This is a genomic window from Streptomyces sp. NPDC049954 (assembly GCF_040656295.1).
Taxonomy (GTDB): domain Bacteria; phylum Actinomycetota; class Actinomycetes; order Streptomycetales; family Streptomycetaceae; genus Streptomyces.
The window spans coordinates 181,822-201,278 of record NZ_JBFALS010000006.1 but is presented as its reverse complement, the minus strand read 5'-3'; the positions used below and the strand labels follow the sequence as shown (position 1 = coordinate 201,278).

General features: G+C 72.0%; 18 protein-coding genes and 1 pseudogene. 8 read left to right on the top strand and 11 right to left on the bottom strand.

The window, feature by feature from the left end; genetic code table 11:
• Nucleotides 1-97: 97 nt before the first annotated feature.
• The 3 genes from AB0J21_RS15305 to AB0J21_RS15295 all read left to right on the top strand — a co-directional run bounded on the left by AB0J21_RS15305 (nucleotide 98) and on the right by AB0J21_RS15295 (nucleotide 4,911).
• Nucleotides 98-3,067, top strand: a complete 2,970-nt coding sequence (locus AB0J21_RS15305; protein WP_363146411.1) for a GH92 family glycosyl hydrolase — start codon at nucleotides 98-100, stop codon at nucleotides 3,065-3,067.
• Nucleotides 3,068-3,301: 234 nt separating this feature from the next.
• Entirely contained in the window at nucleotides 3,302-4,213 is a 912-nt protein-coding gene (gene htpX, locus AB0J21_RS15300; protein WP_363146410.1) for a zinc metalloprotease HtpX, read from the top strand.
• A 113-nt stretch (nucleotides 4,214-4,326) separates the two neighbouring features.
• Nucleotides 4,327-4,911 carry a hypothetical protein gene (locus tag AB0J21_RS15295; protein WP_363146409.1) on the top strand — a complete coding sequence of 195 codons (585 nt, stop codon included), beginning with the start codon at nucleotides 4,327-4,329 and terminating at the stop codon, nucleotides 4,909-4,911.
• 30 nt (nucleotides 4,912-4,941) lie between these two features.
• Here the strand turns inward: AB0J21_RS15295 and AB0J21_RS15290 are convergent, their stop codons facing one another.
• Entirely contained in the window at nucleotides 4,942-5,613 is a 672-nt protein-coding gene (locus AB0J21_RS15290; protein WP_363146408.1) for a TetR-like C-terminal domain-containing protein, read from the bottom strand.
• 255 nt (nucleotides 5,614-5,868) lie between these two features.
• On the opposite strand from AB0J21_RS15290, the gene AB0J21_RS15285 reads away from it, so the two are divergent.
• Both AB0J21_RS15285 and AB0J21_RS15280 read left to right on the top strand, forming a co-directional pair.
• Entirely contained in the window at nucleotides 5,869-6,957 is a 1,089-nt protein-coding gene (locus tag AB0J21_RS15285) for an amidohydrolase family protein (protein ID WP_363146407.1), read from the top strand.
• A gap of 64 nt (nucleotides 6,958-7,021) precedes the next feature.
• Complete coding sequence (locus AB0J21_RS15280) at nucleotides 7,022-7,780, top strand: SDR family NAD(P)-dependent oxidoreductase (RefSeq protein WP_363146406.1); 759 nt, start codon at nucleotides 7,022-7,024, stop codon at nucleotides 7,778-7,780.
• A gap of 56 nt (nucleotides 7,781-7,836) precedes the next feature.
• On the opposite strand, the gene AB0J21_RS15275 is transcribed toward AB0J21_RS15280, so the two are convergent.
• The 3 genes from AB0J21_RS15275 to AB0J21_RS15265 form a co-directional block, all read right to left on the bottom strand.
• Nucleotides 7,837-8,526, bottom strand: coding sequence for a TetR family transcriptional regulator (locus AB0J21_RS15275; protein ID WP_363146405.1), 690 nt, complete (start codon nucleotides 8,524-8,526; stop codon nucleotides 7,837-7,839).
• A 91-nt stretch (nucleotides 8,527-8,617) separates the two neighbouring features.
• Entirely contained in the window at nucleotides 8,618-9,436 is an 819-nt protein-coding gene (locus AB0J21_RS15270; RefSeq protein WP_363146404.1) for an oxidoreductase, read from the bottom strand.
• A gap of 62 nt (nucleotides 9,437-9,498) precedes the next feature.
• Entirely contained in the window at nucleotides 9,499-10,572 is a 1,074-nt protein-coding gene (locus AB0J21_RS15265) for an aldo/keto reductase (protein WP_363146403.1), read from the bottom strand.
• Nucleotides 10,573-10,833: 261 nt separating this feature from the next.
• Here AB0J21_RS15265 and AB0J21_RS15260 point away from each other — a divergent pair, with 261 nt between their 5' ends.
• Nucleotides 10,834-11,922 (top strand): alanine racemase, encoded by a 1,089-nt coding sequence (locus AB0J21_RS15260; RefSeq protein ID WP_363146402.1) that lies wholly within the window; start codon nucleotides 10,834-10,836, stop codon nucleotides 11,920-11,922.
• A 90-nt stretch (nucleotides 11,923-12,012) separates the two neighbouring features.
• Here AB0J21_RS15260 and AB0J21_RS15255 read toward each other — a convergent pair whose 3' ends face one another.
• The 4 genes from AB0J21_RS15255 to AB0J21_RS15240 all read right to left on the bottom strand — a co-directional run bounded on the left by AB0J21_RS15255 (nucleotide 12,013) and on the right by AB0J21_RS15240 (nucleotide 16,581).
• Nucleotides 12,013-13,434 carry a lectin gene (locus AB0J21_RS15255; protein ID WP_363146401.1) on the bottom strand — a complete coding sequence of 474 codons (1,422 nt, stop codon included), beginning with the start codon at nucleotides 13,432-13,434 and terminating at the stop codon, nucleotides 12,013-12,015.
• On the bottom strand, nucleotides 13,431-14,699 hold the full coding sequence (locus AB0J21_RS15250; protein WP_363146400.1) for a family 16 glycosylhydrolase: 1,269 nt from the start codon (nucleotides 14,697-14,699) through the stop codon (nucleotides 13,431-13,433). Before AB0J21_RS15250 ends, AB0J21_RS15255 begins: the two co-directional genes overlap by 4 nt.
• Nucleotides 14,700-14,937: 238 nt before the next feature.
• The gene (locus AB0J21_RS15245; RefSeq protein WP_363146399.1) at nucleotides 14,938-16,113 is read right to left on the bottom strand and encodes a spore photoproduct lyase family protein; all 1,176 of its coding nucleotides are present in this window, start codon (nucleotides 16,111-16,113) and stop codon (nucleotides 14,938-14,940) included.
• 126 nt (nucleotides 16,114-16,239) lie between these two features.
• A complete protein-coding gene (locus AB0J21_RS15240; RefSeq protein ID WP_363146398.1) occupies nucleotides 16,240-16,581 on the bottom strand; it encodes a DUF3140 domain-containing protein in 342 nt (113 codons plus the stop codon).
• A 242-nt stretch (nucleotides 16,582-16,823) separates the two neighbouring features.
• Between AB0J21_RS15240 and AB0J21_RS15235 the strand changes: the two genes are divergently transcribed.
• On the top strand, nucleotides 16,824-17,111 hold the full coding sequence (locus AB0J21_RS15235) for a hypothetical protein (protein WP_363146397.1): 288 nt from the start codon (nucleotides 16,824-16,826) through the stop codon (nucleotides 17,109-17,111).
• A 150-nt stretch (nucleotides 17,112-17,261) separates the two neighbouring features.
• Here AB0J21_RS15235 and AB0J21_RS15230 read toward each other — a convergent pair whose 3' ends face one another.
• The 3 genes from AB0J21_RS15230 to AB0J21_RS15220 form a co-directional block, all read right to left on the bottom strand.
• Nucleotides 17,262-18,098 carry a hypothetical protein gene (locus AB0J21_RS15230; protein WP_363146396.1) on the bottom strand — a complete coding sequence of 279 codons (837 nt, stop codon included), beginning with the start codon at nucleotides 18,096-18,098 and terminating at the stop codon, nucleotides 17,262-17,264.
• 80 nt (nucleotides 18,099-18,178) lie between these two features.
• Nucleotides 18,179-18,823: a sigma-70 family RNA polymerase sigma factor gene (locus tag AB0J21_RS15225; protein ID WP_363146395.1), complete on the bottom strand. Its 645-nt coding sequence runs from the start codon at nucleotides 18,821-18,823 to the stop codon at nucleotides 18,179-18,181.
• Nucleotides 18,814-19,050 carry a hypothetical protein gene (locus AB0J21_RS15220; protein WP_363146743.1) on the bottom strand — a complete coding sequence of 79 codons (237 nt, stop codon included), beginning with the start codon at nucleotides 19,048-19,050 and terminating at the stop codon, nucleotides 18,814-18,816. Before AB0J21_RS15220 ends, AB0J21_RS15225 begins: the two co-directional genes overlap by 10 nt.
• Between AB0J21_RS15220 and AB0J21_RS15215 the strand changes: the two are divergent.
• A pseudogene (locus AB0J21_RS15215) lies at nucleotides 19,043-19,386 on the top strand (transposase); the annotation flags it as partial. The gene AB0J21_RS15220 and the pseudogene AB0J21_RS15215 sit on opposite strands and share 8 nt — an antisense overlap.
• Nucleotides 19,387-19,457 lie beyond the last annotated feature (71 nt).

Sequence of the window (19,457 nt, the reverse complement as noted above, 5' to 3'; positions counted from 1 at the left end):
GTCAGGCCCCTGTCCGACCGCGGTCCGGCCGCTGTCCGACAACGTTGTCGGCCGCGCGCGCCCAGTCGACACACCACCCGTCCCGAAGGAACCCGCGATGCGTGACCCCTCTTCCGTACCGTCCCCCCGGTGGCACAGACCCCGGCACGGCCGGCGAGGCACCCTGGCTCTGGTCGCCCTGACGGTCGGGGCGCTCCTCGCCGGCTCGGTCCCGGCCCTCGCCGCCGGCCCCGCGCACCACGGCGCCGCGAAGGAGGTGAGCGCCTTCGACGCCGTGGACCCGTTCATCGGCACCGAGTTGGACACCACCCAGAACAAGGGCAACAGCGCCTACGGGAACACCTATCCGGGAGCGACCGTGCCGTTCGGCATGGTGCAGTCGAGTCCGACGACGTACCGCACGAGCGACGGGGACCAGAAGGGCGGCTACGAGTACACCGCCGACCGCATACGCGGCTTCGGCATGACCCGGCTGTCCGGGACCGGCTGCGAGGGCCGGTTCAGCGGCTTCGACTTCCCCGTCCTGCCGTACACCGGTGAACTGCCCGGCGGAGCGCTGCCGCGCAGCCCGGCCTCCGACATCGCGTCCTACTACCTGGACTTCGACCACGCGGACGAGTCGGCGCAGCCCGGCTCCTACACGGTGGGCCTGAAGAACGGGGTGCGCACCTCCCTGACGGCCACCACCCGTACCGCGGTCAACCACTACTCCTTCCCCGCCGACCGCGGGAGTTCGGCGCTGCTGGTGGACGTGGCGGGGTCGAACAACCGCGTGTACGACAGTGAGGTCACCGTCGAGGGCCGCACCGTCAGCGGCTGGGTCGAGGCGGCCTCGGTGTGCGAGGGCGGCGGCCACTACCGGGCCTACTTCTCCTCCACCTTCGACCGGCCGTTCACGGCGTACGGCACCTGGGAGGGCGGTCGGGTCACGGCCGGCGCCGCGCACGCGAAGAGCGGCGAGGCCAAGCACGGAGCGGGCGCCTACCTGGTGTTCCCCCGGGGCGCCGAGGTCACGGCCAGGACCGGTCTGAGCTACGTGAGCGTGGACGGCGCGGCACGCAACGCGGAGCAGGAGACGGCGGGCCACTCCTTCGAGGCGGTCCGGGCCGAGGCCGCCCGGACCTGGAAGGACGCCCTCGCCACCGTCGACGCGGGCGGCGGCACCCGGGAGCGGCGGGTGAAGTTCTACACCGCGCTCTACCACGCCCTGCTGCACCCGAACATCATGGACGACGTGGACGGCCGCTACCCGGGCTACGACGGCGCGGTGCACCGCGCGGAGCGGGGGCGGCACGTCTACGCGACCTACTCCGGCTGGGACACCTACCGGGGGCAGGCGCAGCTGATCGCGCTGCTGTTCCCGAAGGTCGGGAGCGATATCAACCAGTCCCTCGTGGACCTCGTGGAGCAGACCGGCTCGTGGCCCAACTGGCCGCATCTGAACCAGTCCCAGCAGAAGATGACGGGCGACTCGCTCCAGGCGCTGGTCTCCGCCGTCGACGCGTTCGGCAGTACGGACTACGACCGCAAGGCCGCCCTCGACTCGATGGTGCGCACCCAGTCGCTGCCCGCCGGCTCCAGCAAACGCACCAACGCCCAGCAGTACTTCAGCACGGGTTTCGTGGAGAGTTCCACGGGTGACTCGGCGACCTCGAAGACGCTGGAGTACGCGATCGACGACTTCGCGATCGCCCGGCTCGCGGACCGCCTCGGGGACAGCGCGGACCGTGCGAAGTTCATGGCGCGCGCCCAGAACTGGCAGAACGTGTTCGACGCGGACACCCGGCAGATCCGTCCGCGGGACCGCGACGGTTTCGACCGCGGCTTCAACCTCGGTGAGCGCGGCGACCAGTTCGACCAGGCGACCGGCTACCAGTACGGCTGGATGGTGCCGCACAACGTGGCCGCCCTGGTGGAGAAGCGGGGTGGCCGCGAGGTCGTCGCCGAGGAACTCGACCGTCACACGCGGTCCCTGGACGCGGGGGTGTACGACACCGAGGGCGCGTACCTGAGCAACCAGCCCAGCTTCTCCATGCCCTACGTCTACAACTGGCTGCGACAGCCGGGGAAGACGGGCGAGGTGCTGCGGCGCGCCGTCGACGAGATGTACGACACCTCGCCGAAGGGGCTGCCGGGCAATGACGACCTCGGGGCGCTCAGCGCGTGGTACGTGTGGGCGAACCTCGGGATGAGCCCGTCGGTCTACGGCACCGCGAACCTCGTGCTCAGCGCCCCGCTGTTCGACCGGGTCACGATCGACAGCGCGGACAGCGCACGCACCATCCGCGTCACGGCCCCCGGGGCGGGCGGGGACCAGCGGTACGTGTCGGGGCTGAAGGCCGACGGCCGGGCGAGCACGAAGTCCTGGGTGGGCGAGGACTTCGCGCGGCGCGGCGGCACCCTCGACTTCCGCATGGGCACCGCTGCGGGCACCTGGGGTACGGGTGCGGACGATGTCCCGCCCTCGTACACCGAGGGTTCCGACAGCCGCAACGAGACCGGCACCACGCCGGACGGGAAGGGCGGGCTCGGCTCGCTCGACATGAGCGGCCACTCGCTGTCCCGGGAGAAGCTCGCGGCGGCCGGGGCCTCGCCGGGGGCGCGGCTGCCGTTCGGGGACACCGGGGTGACGTTCACGTGGCCAAAGGCGGCGCCCGGCGAGCCGGACAACTGGGTGCCGCACGGCCAGCGGGTCGACCTGTCGGGTGGCGACGCGCGCGGGGCCCGGGCGAGCGGGATCTCGTTCCTCGGTCTGGCGACCAACGGCCCCGCGCAGGGCACGGCGGTCGTCGAGTACGCCGACGGGTCCCGCCAGGACGTGGACGTGCGGCTCACGGACTGGACTCCCGGGACGGACTACCGGTTCGGCAACGTCCCGCTGGTCACCACGGAGGGGCGCAACCTCGCGGACGGGACGGCGGACACCGCCAGGACCGTCGTCCTCGCGACGGCCGTCCAGGCGCTCGACCCGTCGAAGCGGGTGCGCTCGGTGGTGCTGCCCCAGGGCACCGACCGGGGCGTCATGCACGTGTTCGACGTCGCGCTGGCGGGGGTACCCGGGGCGTGACGAAGCGGCGCCCCGGCCCCGGCACGCGCCGGGTCCGGGGCGGCGCGGCGGGGCGCGGGCAGGCGGCCCGGCCCGCTGCCACGCAGGCATGACCCCCTGAGCGATATCGAACATCTGTTTATGCACGTTCAACAGGGAAAGAGGCACTATGGAAGGAGCGACGGGGGCCGAAGACGTGCGTCGGCGAGGGCCGTGATGCCCGACGTGCCCGGCGGGGGCTGACTGGAGGCGACCATGAGCCGAGGCGGTACGAGGTACGCGTCCGACCGGGGACTCACCACCCGCATGGTGACGACGATGTTCCTGATCGGTCTTCTCTACGTGGTGCTCGTGGGTGTGCTGGTGGCGGTGCTGCACGGCGCCTGGCCGATCATCCTGATCCTCGCGGGTGCGATGTTCGTCGCGCAGTTCTGGTTCAGCGACCGCATCGCCGCCTTCTCGATGGGGGCCCGCGAGGTCTCCCCGGAGGAGGCCCCCGAACTGCACGGGGCGATCGACAGGATCTGCGCGCTCGCCGACATGCCCAAACCCAAGGTGGCCATCGCGCGCAGCGACGTGCCCAACGCCTTCGCGACCGGCCGCAGCGAACGCACGGCCCTCGTGTGCGCCACTTCGGGTCTGCTGCGCCGGCTGGAGCCGGAGGAGCTGGAGGGGGTCCTCGCCCACGAGATGTCCCACGTCGCGCACCGGGACGTGGCGGTGATGACCATCGCGTCCTTCCTCGGTGTCCTGGCCGGTCTCATCACGCGGATAGCCCTGTGGGGCGGGCTGAGCCGCAACAGCCGCAGCAATGACCCGGTCGGCGTCGCGCTGCTGCTGATCCCCCTGGTCAGCGCGGTGGTGTACGCGGTCGGCTTCCTGCTGACGCGGCTGCTGTCCCGCTACCGGGAGCTGTCCGCGGACCGTACGGCCGCTCTGCTCACCGGCCGCCCCTCGGCGCTCGCCTCGGCCCTGACGAAGGTCAGTGGCCAGATGGCGCGCATCCCGACCGAGGACCTGCGCAAGGCGGAGCCGTACAACGCCTTCTACTTCGTGCCCGCGTTCTCCTCGAAGCAGAGCCTGGGCAGGCTGTTCTCCTCGCATCCGACCCTGGAGCAGCGCCTCGACCAGCTCGGCCGTATAGCCGCGAACCTGTCCCGTCCCTGACCGGACCCGAGTACCCGAGTACCGGAGACGACCGGGTGCCCCCCGGGGAAGCCACATCCACGACGGACGCGGCGCACCGACCAGTCCGACCCCCCGCAAGGAGAGGAGTCCGCGTGGGCTTCCTGGACACGATCCTGGGCCGCAGCAAGCCGGTCCGCCCCGATCTCGACCAGCTCTTCGCGGTGCCCTCGGCCGCCCTCACCCTGGAGGCCGCGACCGGCTTCCGGCCGACCGGGCGGGGATCGGTGTGTTTCGCGGGGGTCGAGGGCGGGACCTTCGCCCGCCTCCAGCAGGACGTGCGGGAGCTGCTGGACGCCGACACCGGGCGCGGCGGCGTCCCCGTGGAGTTCAGCCAGGACGGGTACGGGTACACCTGGCTGCTGGCCCGGCAGGCACCTGAGGACACCGCGGGGCTGGTCAACGACCTGCACGCGGTCAACACGCTCCTCCAGGACGGCGGCTTCGGCCCCCAGCTCCTGTGTTCGCTGGTCGCCTTCGAGGACGAGCGGCAGCGCCCGCTCGCCCTCGTGTACCTCTACAAGCGCGGCACCTTCTACCCGTTCGCTCCTGTGCAAGGGGACCGGGAGAAGCGGGACAACTCGCTGGAGCTTCAGGTCAGGGCCGCGCTCGGCGCCGACCTGCGGATCGAGAAGGACCTGACCCGCTGGTTCCCGGTGTGGGGTGCCCCGGGGCTGTGAGCCCCGGCGGGCGAGACCGTCCCGCGTGCGTCAGGCCGGTCCGGTCCCGGTTTCTGCTCCGGGGGCGCGCAGCAGGGGCAGCAGGACCTCGTCCACGAGTGTCTCCAGATCGGCGCGGGAGACGGTGTCGTTCTCCATGTGCACGGAGATGATCAGCCGCGGCCCGACCCCGGCGACCGTGCGGGTGAGGGCCTGCGGCCGGGCCTCGCCGCGCTCGACGGCGTCCCGCACGATCGAGAGCAGGATCTCCTTGTGCGGCTGGATGATCAGCCGGTCCACCTGTGCGTACAGCTCCGGGTGGCGGGTGCGGTGCGCGAGCAGGGGGCGCAGGGCGCGGCCGTGCGGCTGGTCCAGGGCGCGGGTGAACCCGCCGAGCAGTTCGAGGAGGTCGGACCGCAGAGCCCCGGTGTGCGGCTGGGGAGCGGTCTCGCCGAAGCCGGAGACCGGGTCGGTGAGGGCTTCGAGGAGCAGTTCGGCCGGCGTGGACCAGCGGCGGTAGAGCGATGCCTTCCCGGCGCCGGCGGCCGCGGCGATCTTGTCGAAGCCGAGTTCCTCGAAACTGGTCTCCGCGAGCTGGGTGAGGGCGGCCCGGTAGATCGCCCGGGTCAGATTGGCCCCGTGGCGGCGCGGAGGACGGGCCGGAACGGGGTGGCTCGGCGCACGGGGGGCGGCGGGGGCCACGGGATCCGGGACGGAGGTCATGGGTTCTGTATATCCGCCGATCCGCCGACGGGCACCACCGCACCCTCCGGTCGCCCCCGCGACCGGGGCCCCTCACCCCCTCCCGGTCGCCCCCGTTCCCGGGCCGCCCCCGTTCCCGGGTCACGCCGGATTGCCGGTCCCCGCCCGGGCGGGTCGCGCCGGAAACCCGTAGTCTGGATTCAGTGAACAATTCTGTCTCTTGAACGCGAGGTCCGTCCCGGGCCGACCGCTCAGCCGTTTCCTTCTGGAGGGCGCATGTCCACGAGTACGACCACAGCCCTGACCAACGTGCGGGTCTTCGACGGCGAGCGGCTGCGCGAGCCGGGCACCGTCGTCGTGGACGGCGCCCTGATCGGTGAGGACCCCACCGGCGCCCGGGTGGTGGACTGCGAGGGCGCCACGCTCCTGCCGGGCCTGATCGACGCGCACGTCCACCTGCACGCGACCGCCGACCTGGAGCGCATGGCCGATCACGGGGTGACCACCGCCCTGGACATGGGTACGTGGCCGCCCGAGCTGGTCGGTTCGCTGCGTAACGCCGTCGGGGCGACCGACATCCGCAGTTCCGGTGGCTCGGCCGCCGCCCCCGGCAGCGTCCAGTCGAAGATGCCGGCCTTCCCGCAGGACGGCATCCTCTCGGGGCCGAAGGACGCGGGCCCGTACGTCGCGGAGCGCGTGGCGCAGGGCGTGGACTACATCAAGATCATCGTGGAGCGGCCGGGGCCGACCGCCCTGGACGAGGCCACGATCGACGCCCTCGTGGGAGCCGCGCGCGCCCACGGCCTGCGCACGGTCGCCCATGTCGCGGACACCGCGGGCTTCGGCACGGCGCTGCGCGCGGGTGTCGACGTGCTCACCCACGTGCCCCTGAACGACACGCTCGACGAGAGGACGGCGTCGCTGACGGCCACCGGGGGCCGGGTGTCGGTGCCGACCCTCGCGATGATGCGGGGCGTCGCCACCAACCTCGCGCCCCTCGGTCTCGGTCTGGACTACGGCCACGCGCGGGCGAACGTAACCGCCCTTCACTCGGCCGGGGTGCCGATACTGGCGGGGACCGACGCGAACTACTCCCCCGGCGCCCCCGCCGCCGTCCCCCACGGCAGCGGTCTGCACCAGGAACTCGCGCTGCTCGTGGAGGCGGGCCTGAGCCCGCTCGACGCGCTGCGCGCCGCGACCGTGCTGCCCGCGCGGCACTTCGGTCTCGCCGACCGTGGCGTCATCGCGCCGGGTCTGCGGGCGGACCTCGTGCTGGTGGACGGTGACCCGCTGTCCGACATCACCGCGTCGGCGCGGGTCCTGCGGGTGTGGTGCGCGGGCGTCGAACGGGAACGGACCGCCTGACGCGCCGCGCACGCGACGGCGGGGACGGGGAACGCGAGCAGCACCTGGCGAAGGGAGACCCGAAGTGAGTGAGTCCGGGACGAACGCGGTGGTGGACCTGCGCGACCGCACGGTGATCGTGACCGGCGCGTCCTCCGGCATCGGTGCTGCCACGGCCCGCGCCCTGTACGCGGCGGGGGCCAACCCGGTGCTGGCGGCCCGCAGGCTGGACCGCATCGAGGAACTCGGCGCGGAGCTGGGCGGCGCGCTGAGCGTGCGGACGGACGTGACCGACGAGGCCGACGTCGTCCACCTCGTGACGGCCACGGTCGAACGGCACGGGCGCGTGGACGGGCTGGTCAACAACGCCGGGGCGAGCCTGCACGGCGCCTCGGTCGAGGAGCTGGACCTGGACGCGTTCCGGCAGGCCGTGGAGCTCAACGTGTTCGGGGTGGTGCGCTGCATGCAGGCGGTGCTGCCGGCGATGCGGGCCCGGGGCTTCGGCCGGATCGTCAACATCAGCTCCGGCACGACCGGGATGGTGCTGCCGACCGTCGGCGCCTACACGGCCACCAAATCGGCGCTGAACACCCTCTCCGTCATCGCCCGCGAGGAGCTGGCGGGCACCGGGATCGACGTGGGGCTCGTCCTGCCGTCGACGACGGCGACCGAGTTCGGCGGGGGCCGCTACCAGGCCGGTGAGGAGACCGTCCCGGGGCTTGTCGCGCACAGCTCCGCGTACGTGGCGGACGTGATCCTGCGGGCCCTGCGCACCGGCGAGGAGCGGATCGACATCCCGCACGGTCCGGAGCGCCCCGAGGTCACGGCCGTACCCGCCGGCTGACGACGTCCTGGGGGCCGGCGGGCGGCGGCCCGCCGGCCTCGCGCACCCGCCGCGGCTCAGGCCCCGGGGGCGGGCCCGCGGGAGGAGAGCGCCAGCAGCCCGGTGACGGCGACGTGCAGGCTGCGCCCGAGACGCTGCGCGAAGTCGACGCGGTGGTGGGCCAGCTCCGGGGCGCGCACGGCCTCGGCCACGGCCGGGAACGGATGGGCGAAGGGCCAGAGGCCGGCCGTGCACACGATCGACAGGGAGACGAGTTCGCGCGCGGCGGACTCCGTGAGGTCCGGTATGTGGCCCCGCACGAGGTGGGCGAGCCTGAGCTGCGCGTCCTGGTGGACGAGCTTGAAGGAGCGCACCGCCTCGGCCGAGATGTTCCGTTCGAGTTCGGTGCCCAGCGAGCTGAGCAGTTCGCACAGCGACCGGCGGGCGGCGAGCGACCGGGCCCACACGTCCACCACCTCCTTCGCCGAGGCGGGCGCGCAGGACCGCAGCTCCTCGGCGAGCCCGGCCAGCCAGGAGTCGAACTCCCGGTTGAGCAGTTCGAAGTAGACCGCCTCGCGGGTCTCGAAGTAGCGCACGACGTTCGTCTTCGACAGGCCGACCCGCCGGCTCAGTTCGCGCAGGCTGATCTCGCTCAGCGGCAGCTCGTCCAGCAGTTGCGCGGCGACCGCGAGAATGGCCAGCTTCCGCGCCTCGCGCTGCTCGGCGCTGCGCGCACGCTGGAAGTTCACCTGCGGGCCGCTGGTCATGACGGGTACCTCTGCACACTGTCGTGGCGCACGTGCCGCGCCCCATCCGGTGACCCTACGCCGACCGGGGGACGCGCGCACGGGCCGGCCGTCACACCGACTCACTGACCTCCCGCCACTGGGCGTCGGTGGCGGCGAGGGTCTCGGCGGCGGACCGTGCGACGGCCACCGCGTCCCGGCCGAGCAGCAGTCGTACCGGCGGGTTGTCGGTCTCCGTGACGTCCAGGAGGATCCGGGCGATCACCGCCGGGTCGCCGGGCTGCTTGCCGTCCGCCTGGCGCATGCGCTCCACGACGGGCTCGATGACCTGCCGGTAGGGCTCGCTGACCGGGGGTGTGCTCATCGAGGAGCCGGCCCAGTCGGTGCGCATCGCCCCGGGTTCGGCGACGGTGACCTTGATCCCGAGCGGCGCCACCTCCTTGGCGAGCACCTCCGAGAAACCGCCCACCGCCCACTTGGCCGCCTGGTACGCGCCGAGTCCGGGACCGCCGACCCGGCCGCCGATGGAGGAGATCTGGAGGATGTGGCCGAAGCCCTGTTCCCGCAGGACGGGCAGGGCGGCCCGGGTCACGTTGACCACCCCGTGGAAGTTCGCGTCGATCTGCGCGCGGAAGACGTCCTCGGGCATGTCCTCGATCGCGGCGAGGTCCGCGTAACCGGCGTTGTTCACGAGGACGTCCAGCCGTCCGAAGGCCGCGACCGCCGCGCCGACCGCCGCGCGGGCCGCCGCGGGATCGGTCACGTCGAGCGGGACGACCCGGACCCGGTCCCCGTACACCGACACGAGGTCGCTCACGGTGTCGGTGCGCCGGGCGGTGGCCACCACGTTGTGGCCCGCCGCAAGGACGGTCTCGGCGAGGGCGCGGCCCAGACCGCGCGAGGTTCCCGTGATCAGCCAGGTCTTGCTCATGATGGTGCCTCTTTCCGGTGGGAGGGGTGTGTGTCCGGGGAGCCGGCCGGGCCCGCCGCCGGTCACGACGTGGTGCCGGCCGGGCCCCCGTGCAGGGCGCCGTACCGGCCGCCCCTGACGTGGGCGGGGTCGAAGAGCGCCCCGAGGTGGGCGACGTCGTCGGCGCTGAGCGGGACCGAGGTGGCCCCCAGGTTCTCCCGTACGTTCGCGAGGCGCTTGGTGCCGGGGACGGGGACGACGTCGTGGGGCTGGGCGAGCAGCCAGGCGAGCGCGACCTGCCCGGGTGTGTGGCCGCCGCGGGCGGCGAAGTCACCGAGCGCGTCCACCAGCCGCAGGTTGTGGTGGAAGTTCTCCCCCCGGAACTTGGGGAGGGTGGAGCGGAAGTCCTCGCGGCCGAAGACGACGGAGCGGTCGAAGCCACCCGTGAGCATGCCGCGGCCGAGCGGGCTGTAGGGCACGAACGTGATCCCCAGCCGACGGCACTCCGGCAGGATCTCGGCCTCCACCCCGCGCTCCCACAGCGAGTACTCGCTCTGCAGGGCGGCGACGGGGTGGACGGCCGAGGCGCGCCGCAGGACGTCGGGCCCCACCTCGCTGAGGCCGAGCGCCCCGACCTTGCCCTCGGCGACGAGTTCGGCCATCGCCCCCACGGTCTCCTCGACGGGGACGCGCGGATCGAGCCGGTGGTAGTAGTACAGGTCGATCCGGTCGGTGCCCAGGCGCCGCAGACTGGCCTCGCACGCGGCCCGCACGTACGCGGGGCTCCCGTCGAAGACGCTGCGCCCCTCGGGGGTGGGCCGCGCGGAGAACTTGGTCGCGAGGACCACCTGGTCGCGCCGGCCGGCCAGAGCGCTTCCGAGCAGGCTCTCGTTGTGGCCGAAGCCCGCGACCGGCCGCCCCGGTTCGGCGCTGCTCGCGCCGTAGTAGTCCGAGGTGTCGAGCAGTTCGACGCCCGCGTCGATCGCGCCGCGGATCGTGGCGACCGATTCCTCCGGGTCAGCGGCGCCGTAGAACTGCGACATCCCCATGAGCCCGAGCCCGACCGGCCGCACCGCGAGCCCGGAGCTCCCGAGCCCTACGCGGGCGAGTCCGCCCGGCGCCGTCCCCCCGTCGGGCCGCACCGTCTCCGCTCCCATATCGGCCTCACCTTCCCGCCCTCTCGTCGCCGAGGTTTCGGCGGGCGTTTTAGAGGCCACTGGAACCTTATGGCTTCCAGCCTAACAGACCACTGGCCTCTTAATGCTCGTACGGCCTCAGCGGACCGCCGCCGGGCCCCCGGATCGCCCCGTACCGGCAGCTGACACGCCGCGGGGACGGAGCCGGTGCCGAGGCGCGGGGCGGCGCCTGGCAGGCTCGCGGTGCAGCACAGCGGAAGACTCCGCGGAAGGGATTGCCCCGTGACACTCACGCTCGCCGTCGACACCGTCCGCTGGGAGGAGCACCAGCGCCGCGTCCACGCCCAGTTCCCCGACCTCGTGCCGGTCTGCAAGGGGAACGGCTACGGCTTCGGCCACCAGCGGCTGCTGCGCCAGGCGAGCCGGCTCGGCATGGACCTCGTGGCGGTCGGCACCACTCAGGAAGCCGCCCGCGCGGAACACCTCCACGCGGGGGACCTGCTGGTCCTGACGCCCTACCGGACCTGGGAGGCCCCCGTCGCCCTGTCGGACCGCACCATCCGCGTCGTCTCCTCGCCGAACGACCTCACGGGGCTCAAGGGCCGCAGGGTCGTGGTGGAGCTCATGACCTCCATGAAGCGGCACGGCCTCACCCAGGCCCAACTGCCGGTGCTGCGTGAGGCGATGGGCGCGTGGCAGTTCGAGGGCTTCACCCTGCACCTCCCCCTGAAGCGGGTGGACGGACTCGGCGGGGCCGAGGAGGTGGCCTCCTGGGTACGGCACTTGCGCGAGGCCCGGCTGCCGATCCACCAGATCTTCGTCAGCCACCTCACCCCCGGTGAACTGGACGGCCTGAGAGCGGAGTTCCCCCACAGCGCCTTCCGGCTGCGTACGGGGACGAAGCTCTGGCTCGGCGATCCGGAGGCCACGCGCTACCGCAGCCGGGTGCTGGACGTCGTCCACCTGCGCCGGGGCGATCACTCAGGCGCGGGTGGGTGGCGGGTCTCCTCCGACCGCTACCACGTCCTCGTCTCGGGTGGCACCTCGCACGGCATCGGACTGCGCGCCCCCGCCCTGCTGAGCGGCTTCCGGGCGCGGAAACGGCACCTCGCCGGGATCGGCTACACGGCGCTCAACCGCCACCTGTCGCCGTTCGTGTGGGACGGGGAACGCCGCAGGTTCGCCCGGCCGCCCGAACTCCAGCACTCCGTCCTGGAGATCCCGGCGACCGCCCGGCCGCCGCTGGCCGGCGCCGAACTGGCCGTACAGCTGCGGTACACCACCACCCGGCCGGACCGGGTGGTGGAGGACCCGGAGATCGCTCCGGTGGCGGACGCGGGCGGGGCGGAGCAGAGCCGTACGCGGAAGTGAGAGCCGGGACCGACGGCCGCCCCGGGCGGGAGAAGGCGCCCGGCCGGGGCCGTGCTCTCCCGCCCGGGGCGGCCCGGTCCTTCGCCGGGGTCAGCCGGTGTACGCCGCGAGGGCGCGGGTGAAGTCCCAGTCTCCCTGCGGGACCCCCGAGCAGGTGTCCGCGCCGCCACCGGTGCAGGGCCGGTCCCGGTTGGCCGACCAGAAGGTCAGCCGGGCGAGGTGGTGCTGCTGGGCGTAGGCGGTCATGGTGCGGAAGTCGGCGACGGTGATGGTCTCGCCGGCGTCGGTGATCCCGTTCATCGAGGAGATCCCCATGTGCCGGTACGCCTGGTCGTCGCTGTAGCCGTAGGCGTTCTTCACGGCCGTCTTGAGCCCCTCGGCGGCCCGGGTGGTGAGGGTCCCCATGTTCTGCCCGTTGCCACCGAAGTTGAACGGCATGATGGTCCAGGCGTCGACGGTGAGGCCGGCCTGCGCGGCACGGTTGACGAGGCTCGCGTCGGGGCCGTTCTGGCCGGTACCGAAGGTGACGTACACCTGGAGGCCCGGGTTGGCGGCCTTGACGGTGCGCAGGGCGTCCACGGTGCGCTGCTGGACGGTGGCGCTGTCGTAGGCCTCGGCCTCGATGTCGATGTCGATGGCCTTGAGCCCGTAGGCGTCGACGACCTTCTGGTAGGCGGCGGCGAGGGCGCCCGCGCTGGTGCAGGAGCTCTCCAGCTTGTTGCCGCTCCAGCCGCCGAAGGAGGGGACGACGTCGCCGCCGGCCCCGCGCACGGTGTTGACCGTCCGCTGGTCCACTCCCCCGGTGAGCGGGCGGCTGCCGTCCCACTGGGGGTTGCAGGTGCCGTTGCTGAGCACGAAGGCGAGGGTGAACCACTTGACGCCCGTGGCGTTCATGACGGTGGTGGGGCTGGGCGGGCTGCCCCAGCCGTTGTAGAGGTAGGGCGCGACGGCCGCGGGGGCGCCGGTGCCCGGGTCCCCGGGGGTGCCGCCGCCCGCGGCCGGCGCGGTCCACTTCTGGTTGCTCGCGCCGGTGCAGGTCCACAGCTGGACGCGCGCGCCGTTGGCGGTGCTGCGGTCGGTGACGTCGAGGCACTTGTCCGCCTGCGGGTTGACGATGTCACCGGCCGCGGACACGGTCCACTTCTGGTTGGCGCCGCCCCCGCAGTCCCACAGCTGGAGCTTGGCCCCGTTCGCCGTGCTGTTCCCGGTCACGTCCAGGCACTTGCCCAGCGCCCGCACCGTACCGTCGGCTCCCACGTTCCACTGCTGCGCGGCCGTCCCGTTGCAGTCGTACAGCTGCACGGCCGCGCCGTTCGCGGAACTCGCCCCCGCCACGTCGAGACACTTCCCGCCCAGCCCCTTGACGGCCCCGGTCCCGGCCGAGGCGCCGGGAGCCTGGATCACGCCCAGGGCGAGGACGGGTGCAAGGGCCACGGGCAGCAGCCGGGCCGCACGGGAGGCGCGGAGGCGTCTGAGACGGGACCGGCGGCCGGTGGGGGGTACGGCGGTCATGAGACGGTCCACTTCTGGTTGGCGCCACCCGTGCACGTCCACAACTGGGCCCGGGCGCCGTTCGCGGAGGAGTTGTCGGTGACGTCCAGGCACTTGTCCGCCTGGGGATTGACGATGTCGCGGGCGGCGGTGACCGTCCACTTCTGGTTGGCGCCGCCCCCGCAGTCCCACAGCTGGAGCTTGGCCCCGTTCGCCGTGCTGTTCCCGGTCACGTCCAGGCACTTGCCCAGCGCCCGCAGCGTCCCGTCACTGTTCACGTTCCACTGCTGCGCGGGCGTCCCGTTGCAGTCGTACAGCTGCACGGCCGCACCGTTCGCGGAACTCGCCCCCGCCACGTCCAGGCACTTCCCGCCCAGCCCCTTGACGGTCTTGGCGCCGCCGCCGGGGTTGGAGCCGCCGCCGTCAGTGGTGACGTGCACGTAGTCGACCACCAGTTGCTGCGGGAAGGTGGTGGAGCCGTTCGGGTCGCCGGGCCAGTAGCCGCCGACGGCCAGGTTGAGGATGACGAAGAAGGGCTTGTTGAAGACCCACTGCTTGCCGCCGAGATCGGCGGGGGTGCGCCGCTGGTAGACGGTGCCGTCCACGGACCAGCTGATGGAGTCCGGGCTCCAGTCGATCGCGAAGGTGTGGAAGGCGTCGGCGAAGGCGGCACCCCCGGGCAGGGTGTAGCCGGCGCCGATACCGCCGGAACCGGAGTAGCCCGGCCCGTGGATCGTCCCGTGCACGCTGGAGGGCTCGAAGCCGACGTTCTCCATGATGTCGATCTCACCGGAGTTGGGCCAGCCGACCGAACCGAGGTCGTTGCCGAGCATCCAGAACGCGGGCCACATGCCCTGCCCGCGCGGGAGCTTCATCCTCGCCTCGACGTGCCCGTACTGCGTGGTGAACTTCCCCGCCGTGTTGAGCCGGGCCGAGGTGTACTCACATCTCCCGTACCAGCACTGGTAGTTGTTCGGGTTCTCCTTGCGGGCGGTGATGACGAGGTGCCCCTGCCCGTCGAGCGCGGCGTTGCTGTTGCCCGCGGTGTAGTACTGCCGCTCGTGGTTGTCGACGTTGTCGCCGGTCTCGATCTGCCACCTGGAACTGTTGACGGAGGCACCCGCCGGGCCGTCGAAGTCGTCGGTGAAGGCCGCGGCAGCGGCGGCGGAGGGGGCGGCCACCGGCGCCTGGGCGGCCTGGGCGGCCACGGGGGTGAGCGCGGCCGCGCCGAGACAGACGGCGGCAGCCAGCCAGGTCAGCGGCCTGCGCCGCCAGGACGTGTGCATGGAGCATCACATCGCTTTCGTGGGGGTGGCATGTTCATGACAGAACGCACCATGAAGTGAAGCCACGACGGAAACCGGGGGCGCGCTTCGTTCAACTGTTGACGCAGAACTGATTGAAGAGCGAGCGCATGTGCCCGTCAAGACATTCGTCTGGACCAATTCGGGAGGCGAGCGGGCGGACGAGGCGGCGCGCCGGCTTTGCGAAGCCGGCACCACGGCCCCGACGGGAGAGAACCGGTCAGAAGGCGTACCTGATACGCAGCCACGGGGCGTGATCCGCGATCAACTGCCTTAAACGCTCCAGGGAATGCCGTTTGATCTCACGGTCGTAGCGCACGTTGAGGGCGCCGTTGAGAGAGCGTTTGGTCTCCTGCGCGGCCGGCTGCCACAGCACCTCCTCGGCACGCGGGTGCCAGCCCAGGTTCACCTCGTGCAGCGACTGGTTGTGCGTCAGCATGATGACCTCGGCGGCGGCCTGCGCCTTCACGCGGGCGGGCAGGACGTCGTCGAGGTGCGTGAGCAGCTCGGCCCAGTCCCGCTGCCAGCCCGGGCGCAGCACGACGGGTGAGAGGTTGAAGTGGACCTCGTAGCCGGCGTCGAGGAAGTCGGCGGCCGCGGCGATCCGTTCGGCGACGGGACTGGTACGGATGTCCAGCAGCCGGGAGTCCTCGGCCGGCATGAGGGAGAAGCGCACCCGGGTACGCCCTCGGGGGTCGAGAGCGAGCAGGTCGGGATTGACGAACTTGGTGGCGAAGGACGCCTTCGCCGTCGGCAGGCCGCGGAACGCGGCGACGAGATCGGCCGTGTTGTCGCACACCAGGGCGTCGACGGAGCAGTCACCGTTCTCGCCGATGTCGTAGACCCATGCCTGAGGATCGCACTGGTTGGGAGCCGGTTTGGGCCCTTGAGCCCGTACGTGACGCCGCACGTGGGCCACGATCGCCTCGATGTTGGTGAACAGGGTGATCGGGTTGGCATAGCCCTTGCGACGGGGGACGTAGCAGTAGGCACAGGCCATCGCGCAGCCGTTCGAGGCGCCGGGTGCGATCCAGTCGGCGGACCTGCCGTTGGGGCGCGTCACCAGTGTGTGCTTGACCCCGAGGACGAGCGTCTCGGTCTTGACGCGGACCCAGCGGGAGATGTTGCCGTCGTTGCCGTGGAGGGAGGGAATGCCCCAGTGACCGGCGACCTCGGTCACGCGCACCCCCGGCAGCCGGGCCATGATCTGCCGGCCGCGCGGGGAGTCGAGGGCCGCTGGCTCCGCGTACACCTCGCGCACGTCGAGCAGCCGACGCGCCTGCGGGCTGTCCCGGAACGCGGCGTGCGCGGCCCGGTCCGGCGGGCGCTCCGGCCACGCGAAGAGCGCTTGCTGCCCGGGCTCCTGCGAGGCGGGTCCGGTCACCGGCTGCTCCACGTGCTGTCCCTTTCCACCCGCCCGCGCCCCCACGGTGCGTTGCTCCTTCTCCCCGCCTGCCCGTGTTCCGCGCGCGTCCCGCTCGTCCGTCCACTGCAGTGGGGGGACGTACCACCGCCAGGCGCGTCACGAGGCCGGGTCGTGCCCCCAGTTCATGAGGGAATACCGCCATCGGCTTTCCGTGATGTCCCCGGCGGGCCGCTGCTTGAGGTGCCGATGTACATAACCGACCACCTTCCGCATATGCGCGAGATCGCCATCGGTGAGTTCGCTCTTCTTCTTCCCCAGCAGCTCCACGATACGGCGCCCCGACGCATGTCCGACGCTCTCAGCAGCACCGTCGGACTGACCCACGCTCTGCGATTCTTCGGTGGCCAGCCATTCCCCGAGACTTCGGGGACTCATGTTGACGGCGTCGTGGAACTCCTCAATGGCTTCTTCGCGGCTCATGCCGCTTTCCTTGTTCATGAGCCGCTACCCTCCTGATCGCGCCCGCAGAATTCGCCCCGGCCAGGTTTTTTACCCTTCCCATGACCCCGCCCCCGATCCCGCATCCGCATACTTCCTCCGCTCCGGGGTGAGGGATCGCGCCGTTCCCCATGGTCCCGCCCCTCAGGGCTCGACGCATTCCGGGCGGCGTGACCCGGCCGAGGGCCGCATGGCGCTGGATGACCTGACGGGGATCGGAGGCCGCGAGGCGGCGCGAGGAGGTGAAGCCCCCGGCCGGCACGCGCACGGCGGAGGCCGGCACGCGCACGGCGGACAAGAAGGTCGCCACGGGCCGCACCACCCGGGAGGAGCAGAAGGAGAAGCTACGTGGGGCCCTGCGCACCCACCCCGCCGACCGCCGCGGCTATATCGAGGTGGCCCCCGAGGACCACCCGGCGACGAGCCGCCCGGATCGCCTGGGAGGTGGGCCTGCGCGCGCGGAGGCCGCCGGCAATCAGGGTTCCTGGCGCTTCAAGGAGACCGTGATCGAGAAGGTCCCGCACGACTGAGCGGGGCGACGAGAGGCTTGGAGCCACGCACTGCCCGCCCCTACGGCTCATCCCCGCCGCGGCCCGGTCACACGTGCCCTCGGTGTCAGGGCACCGCCCCTCACGCGTACACACAGGTCCACGGCCGCAGGTCGACAAGGGGCGCCCGGCCTACTCCTCGCTGGTGAACTTCGGGTCCTCGGCCTGGTCGTAGATCTCCTTGCCCGACGCGTCGTAGGCGTGGACGAAGGGGCTCGGGCCCGTGTAGTGCGGGCCCGGAGGCGTGTCCGGGGAGAGCGCGGCCCCGTAGACGAACGCGCCGCCCGCCATACGAGCCGGGTACTGCTTCGGGTCGTCGCCGTAGCTGACGGTGATCTTGGCGACGTCGGACGTGTAGTGTCCGGCCCCCAGCACGAGGTACTTCCCCTTGCCGGCGGGCGCGAGCACGGAGTCGAAGTACTCGACCGTACGGCCGGTGCCCCACAGCCGGTTGTTGATGAACGTCGGCGGGGAGTCCGGGCTCCTGCCCTTGTCGCCCTTCGCCTGGCACTGCACGTACTGGCCGGCGGAGTCGACGGCGACGACCACGCCGTCCCAGTCCTGCAAGGCCAGAGGCGTACGGACCGCGATCACGGCGTGGTACCGCGACGCGTCCGGCCCCAGGCAGGAGGAAAGGATCCTGGTGACGGTCGCGGCGTCGATCGGGGTCGTCGTCCCGTCGGTGATGGTGAAGGGAACCTCGCGTGCGGTCCCCGCGCTGGACGAGGACGGCACCGAACCGGCTCCCCCCGGCGTGGCACCGCGTGATGTGCTCGGGCTCGGTGCCGGAGTGGGGTGCGTGGGCCCTCCGCCGCTGCGCGCGGGACCGGCGACGCTCGGCCCGGCCTCCCCTGTCCCGCCGAGGACGCATACGGCCGCGACGCTCACCGCCGTCACACCGGTGGCGACGCTGAGCGGCACCCCCCATCTGCGACGCAGCGAGTTCTTGTCGCCCTGTGGACCGATCATGTTCAGTAGTTCCTCTCGGGTCCGCCGATGGTTCGGCAGATCACGATCGGAAGGAGCCGCGGGAACGCCCTGCGTGTCATTCATCGTGCGACCTCCTTCGCGTTGACGGGATGCCTGGAACTGAACGGCGCGGGACCCGCGGCTCCGCCGAGGTCGGCCCCCAGCCTCCGCCGCGCCCGGTGCAGCCGGGACTTCACGGTTCCCACCGCCACATCGAGCACCGCCGCGGCCGCCTGCTGGTCGAGGCCCGACCAGACGCACAGCTCGACGACCTCGCGCTCGTGACGCGGCAGCCGGGCCAGCGCCCGGTGGATCTGCGACATACGGCGTTCGTCGTCGATCTGGACGGCGACGCGGTCCGCGTGGTCGCCCACCGACTCGTCGTGCGAGACAAGCCGGTGCAGCAAGGCCTCGGCCCGTCTCAGCCGTCGTCTGGTATTGGACAACTGGCCGTTGGCGATGCCCAGCAGCCACGGCAGAGCCGAATCGCGGTCGAGCACCGTCTCCGATCGCCGTCGCCAGGCGTGCAGAAACACGGTCGACGTGAGGTCCTCGGCCTCGGACCAGTCGGCCGTCCGCCGGAACAGGTGGTTGTAGACGGCCTTCCCGTGACGGTCGAAGATCCGGCCGAAGGCCTCGCGATCGCCGTCGACGGCCCTCGCCCACAGCTCCCGGTCAGACATCCCGCCGCCCGGTGCGGCAGGACCAGCGTCGTTCAGTCCCATGCTCTGTCCGTGTCCGGCACCCGGCCGAAGGTTCCCACGAGGGCACGTCCGCTTTCACGGATGGTGTCCCGTGGGGTGGTATAGCCGATCTTGGCGGGGATGTGCGCCTGTTTTGAGCTGTCGTCTGCGTCGGCTGCCTGCGAGCGCTCCGTGAGAACGAGGTCGGCCATCGTGTAACCGCCCTTGCCGAAGAGGAAGTTCGGCCCAAGGGGGACCAGGGCTGGCATATCGAAGAGCGAGGTCGCCCGGATCTGCGGCGATCTCGACGAACAGTTCGACGCGTTCCGCTCCCGCCCGCTGGACCACGTCCGATTCCCTTACGTGTATCTCGACGCGCCCTACGTCAAGGCCCGCGGGGACCACCGGATCGTCTCCCAGGCCGTGGTCATCGCCAAGGTGCTACCGAGGACGGTGGCCACGAGGTCCTGGGCGTCATGGTCGGCGACAGCGAGACCGAGGTCTTCCGGGCCACGTTCCTGCGCTCGTTGCGGGAGCGATGCCTGAGCGGGGTCCGCCTGGTCATCTCCGACAGCCACAGCGGCCTGGTCAAGGCCATCCGGGCGACGGGGGTGCGAGCCGTCACCGTCCCCTGGACGGGCATGAGGGAGCCGGCCCTGCAACGAGCGCTGCCTCG

Coding starts and splice junctions, on each gene's coding strand:
- AB0J21_RS15225 (WP_363146395.1), bottom strand. CDS start 18,823: ATGGGACTGAACGACGCTGGTCCTGCCGCACCGGGCGGCGGGATGTCT.
- AB0J21_RS15265 (WP_363146403.1), bottom strand. CDS start 10,572: ATGGGAGCGGAGACGGTGCGGCCCGACGGGGGGACGGCGCCGGGCGGA.
- AB0J21_RS15305 (WP_363146411.1), top strand. CDS start 98: ATGCGTGACCCCTCTTCCGTACCGTCCCCCCGGTGGCACAGACCCCGG.
- AB0J21_RS15240 (WP_363146398.1), bottom strand. CDS start 16,581: ATGAACAAGGAAAGCGGCATGAGCCGCGAAGAAGCCATTGAGGAGTTC.
- AB0J21_RS15255 (WP_363146401.1), bottom strand. CDS start 13,434: ATGACCGCCGTACCCCCCACCGGCCGCCGGTCCCGTCTCAGACGCCTC.
- AB0J21_RS15250 (WP_363146400.1), bottom strand. CDS start 14,699: ATGCACACGTCCTGGCGGCGCAGGCCGCTGACCTGGCTGGCTGCCGCC.
- htpX (WP_363146410.1), top strand. CDS start 3,302: ATGAGCCGAGGCGGTACGAGGTACGCGTCCGACCGGGGACTCACCACC.
- AB0J21_RS15275 (WP_363146405.1), bottom strand. CDS start 8,526: ATGACCAGCGGCCCGCAGGTGAACTTCCAGCGTGCGCGCAGCGCCGAG.
- AB0J21_RS15270 (WP_363146404.1), bottom strand. CDS start 9,436: ATGAGCAAGACCTGGCTGATCACGGGAACCTCGCGCGGTCTGGGCCGC.
- AB0J21_RS15290 (WP_363146408.1), bottom strand. CDS start 5,613: ATGACCTCCGTCCCGGATCCCGTGGCCCCCGCCGCCCCCCGTGCGCCG.
- AB0J21_RS15285 (WP_363146407.1), top strand. CDS start 5,869: ATGTCCACGAGTACGACCACAGCCCTGACCAACGTGCGGGTCTTCGAC.
- AB0J21_RS15220 (WP_363146743.1), bottom strand. CDS start 19,050: ATGCCAGCCCTGGTCCCCCTTGGGCCGAACTTCCTCTTCGGCAAGGGC.
- AB0J21_RS15230 (WP_363146396.1), bottom strand. CDS start 18,098: ATGATCGGTCCACAGGGCGACAAGAACTCGCTGCGTCGCAGATGGGGG.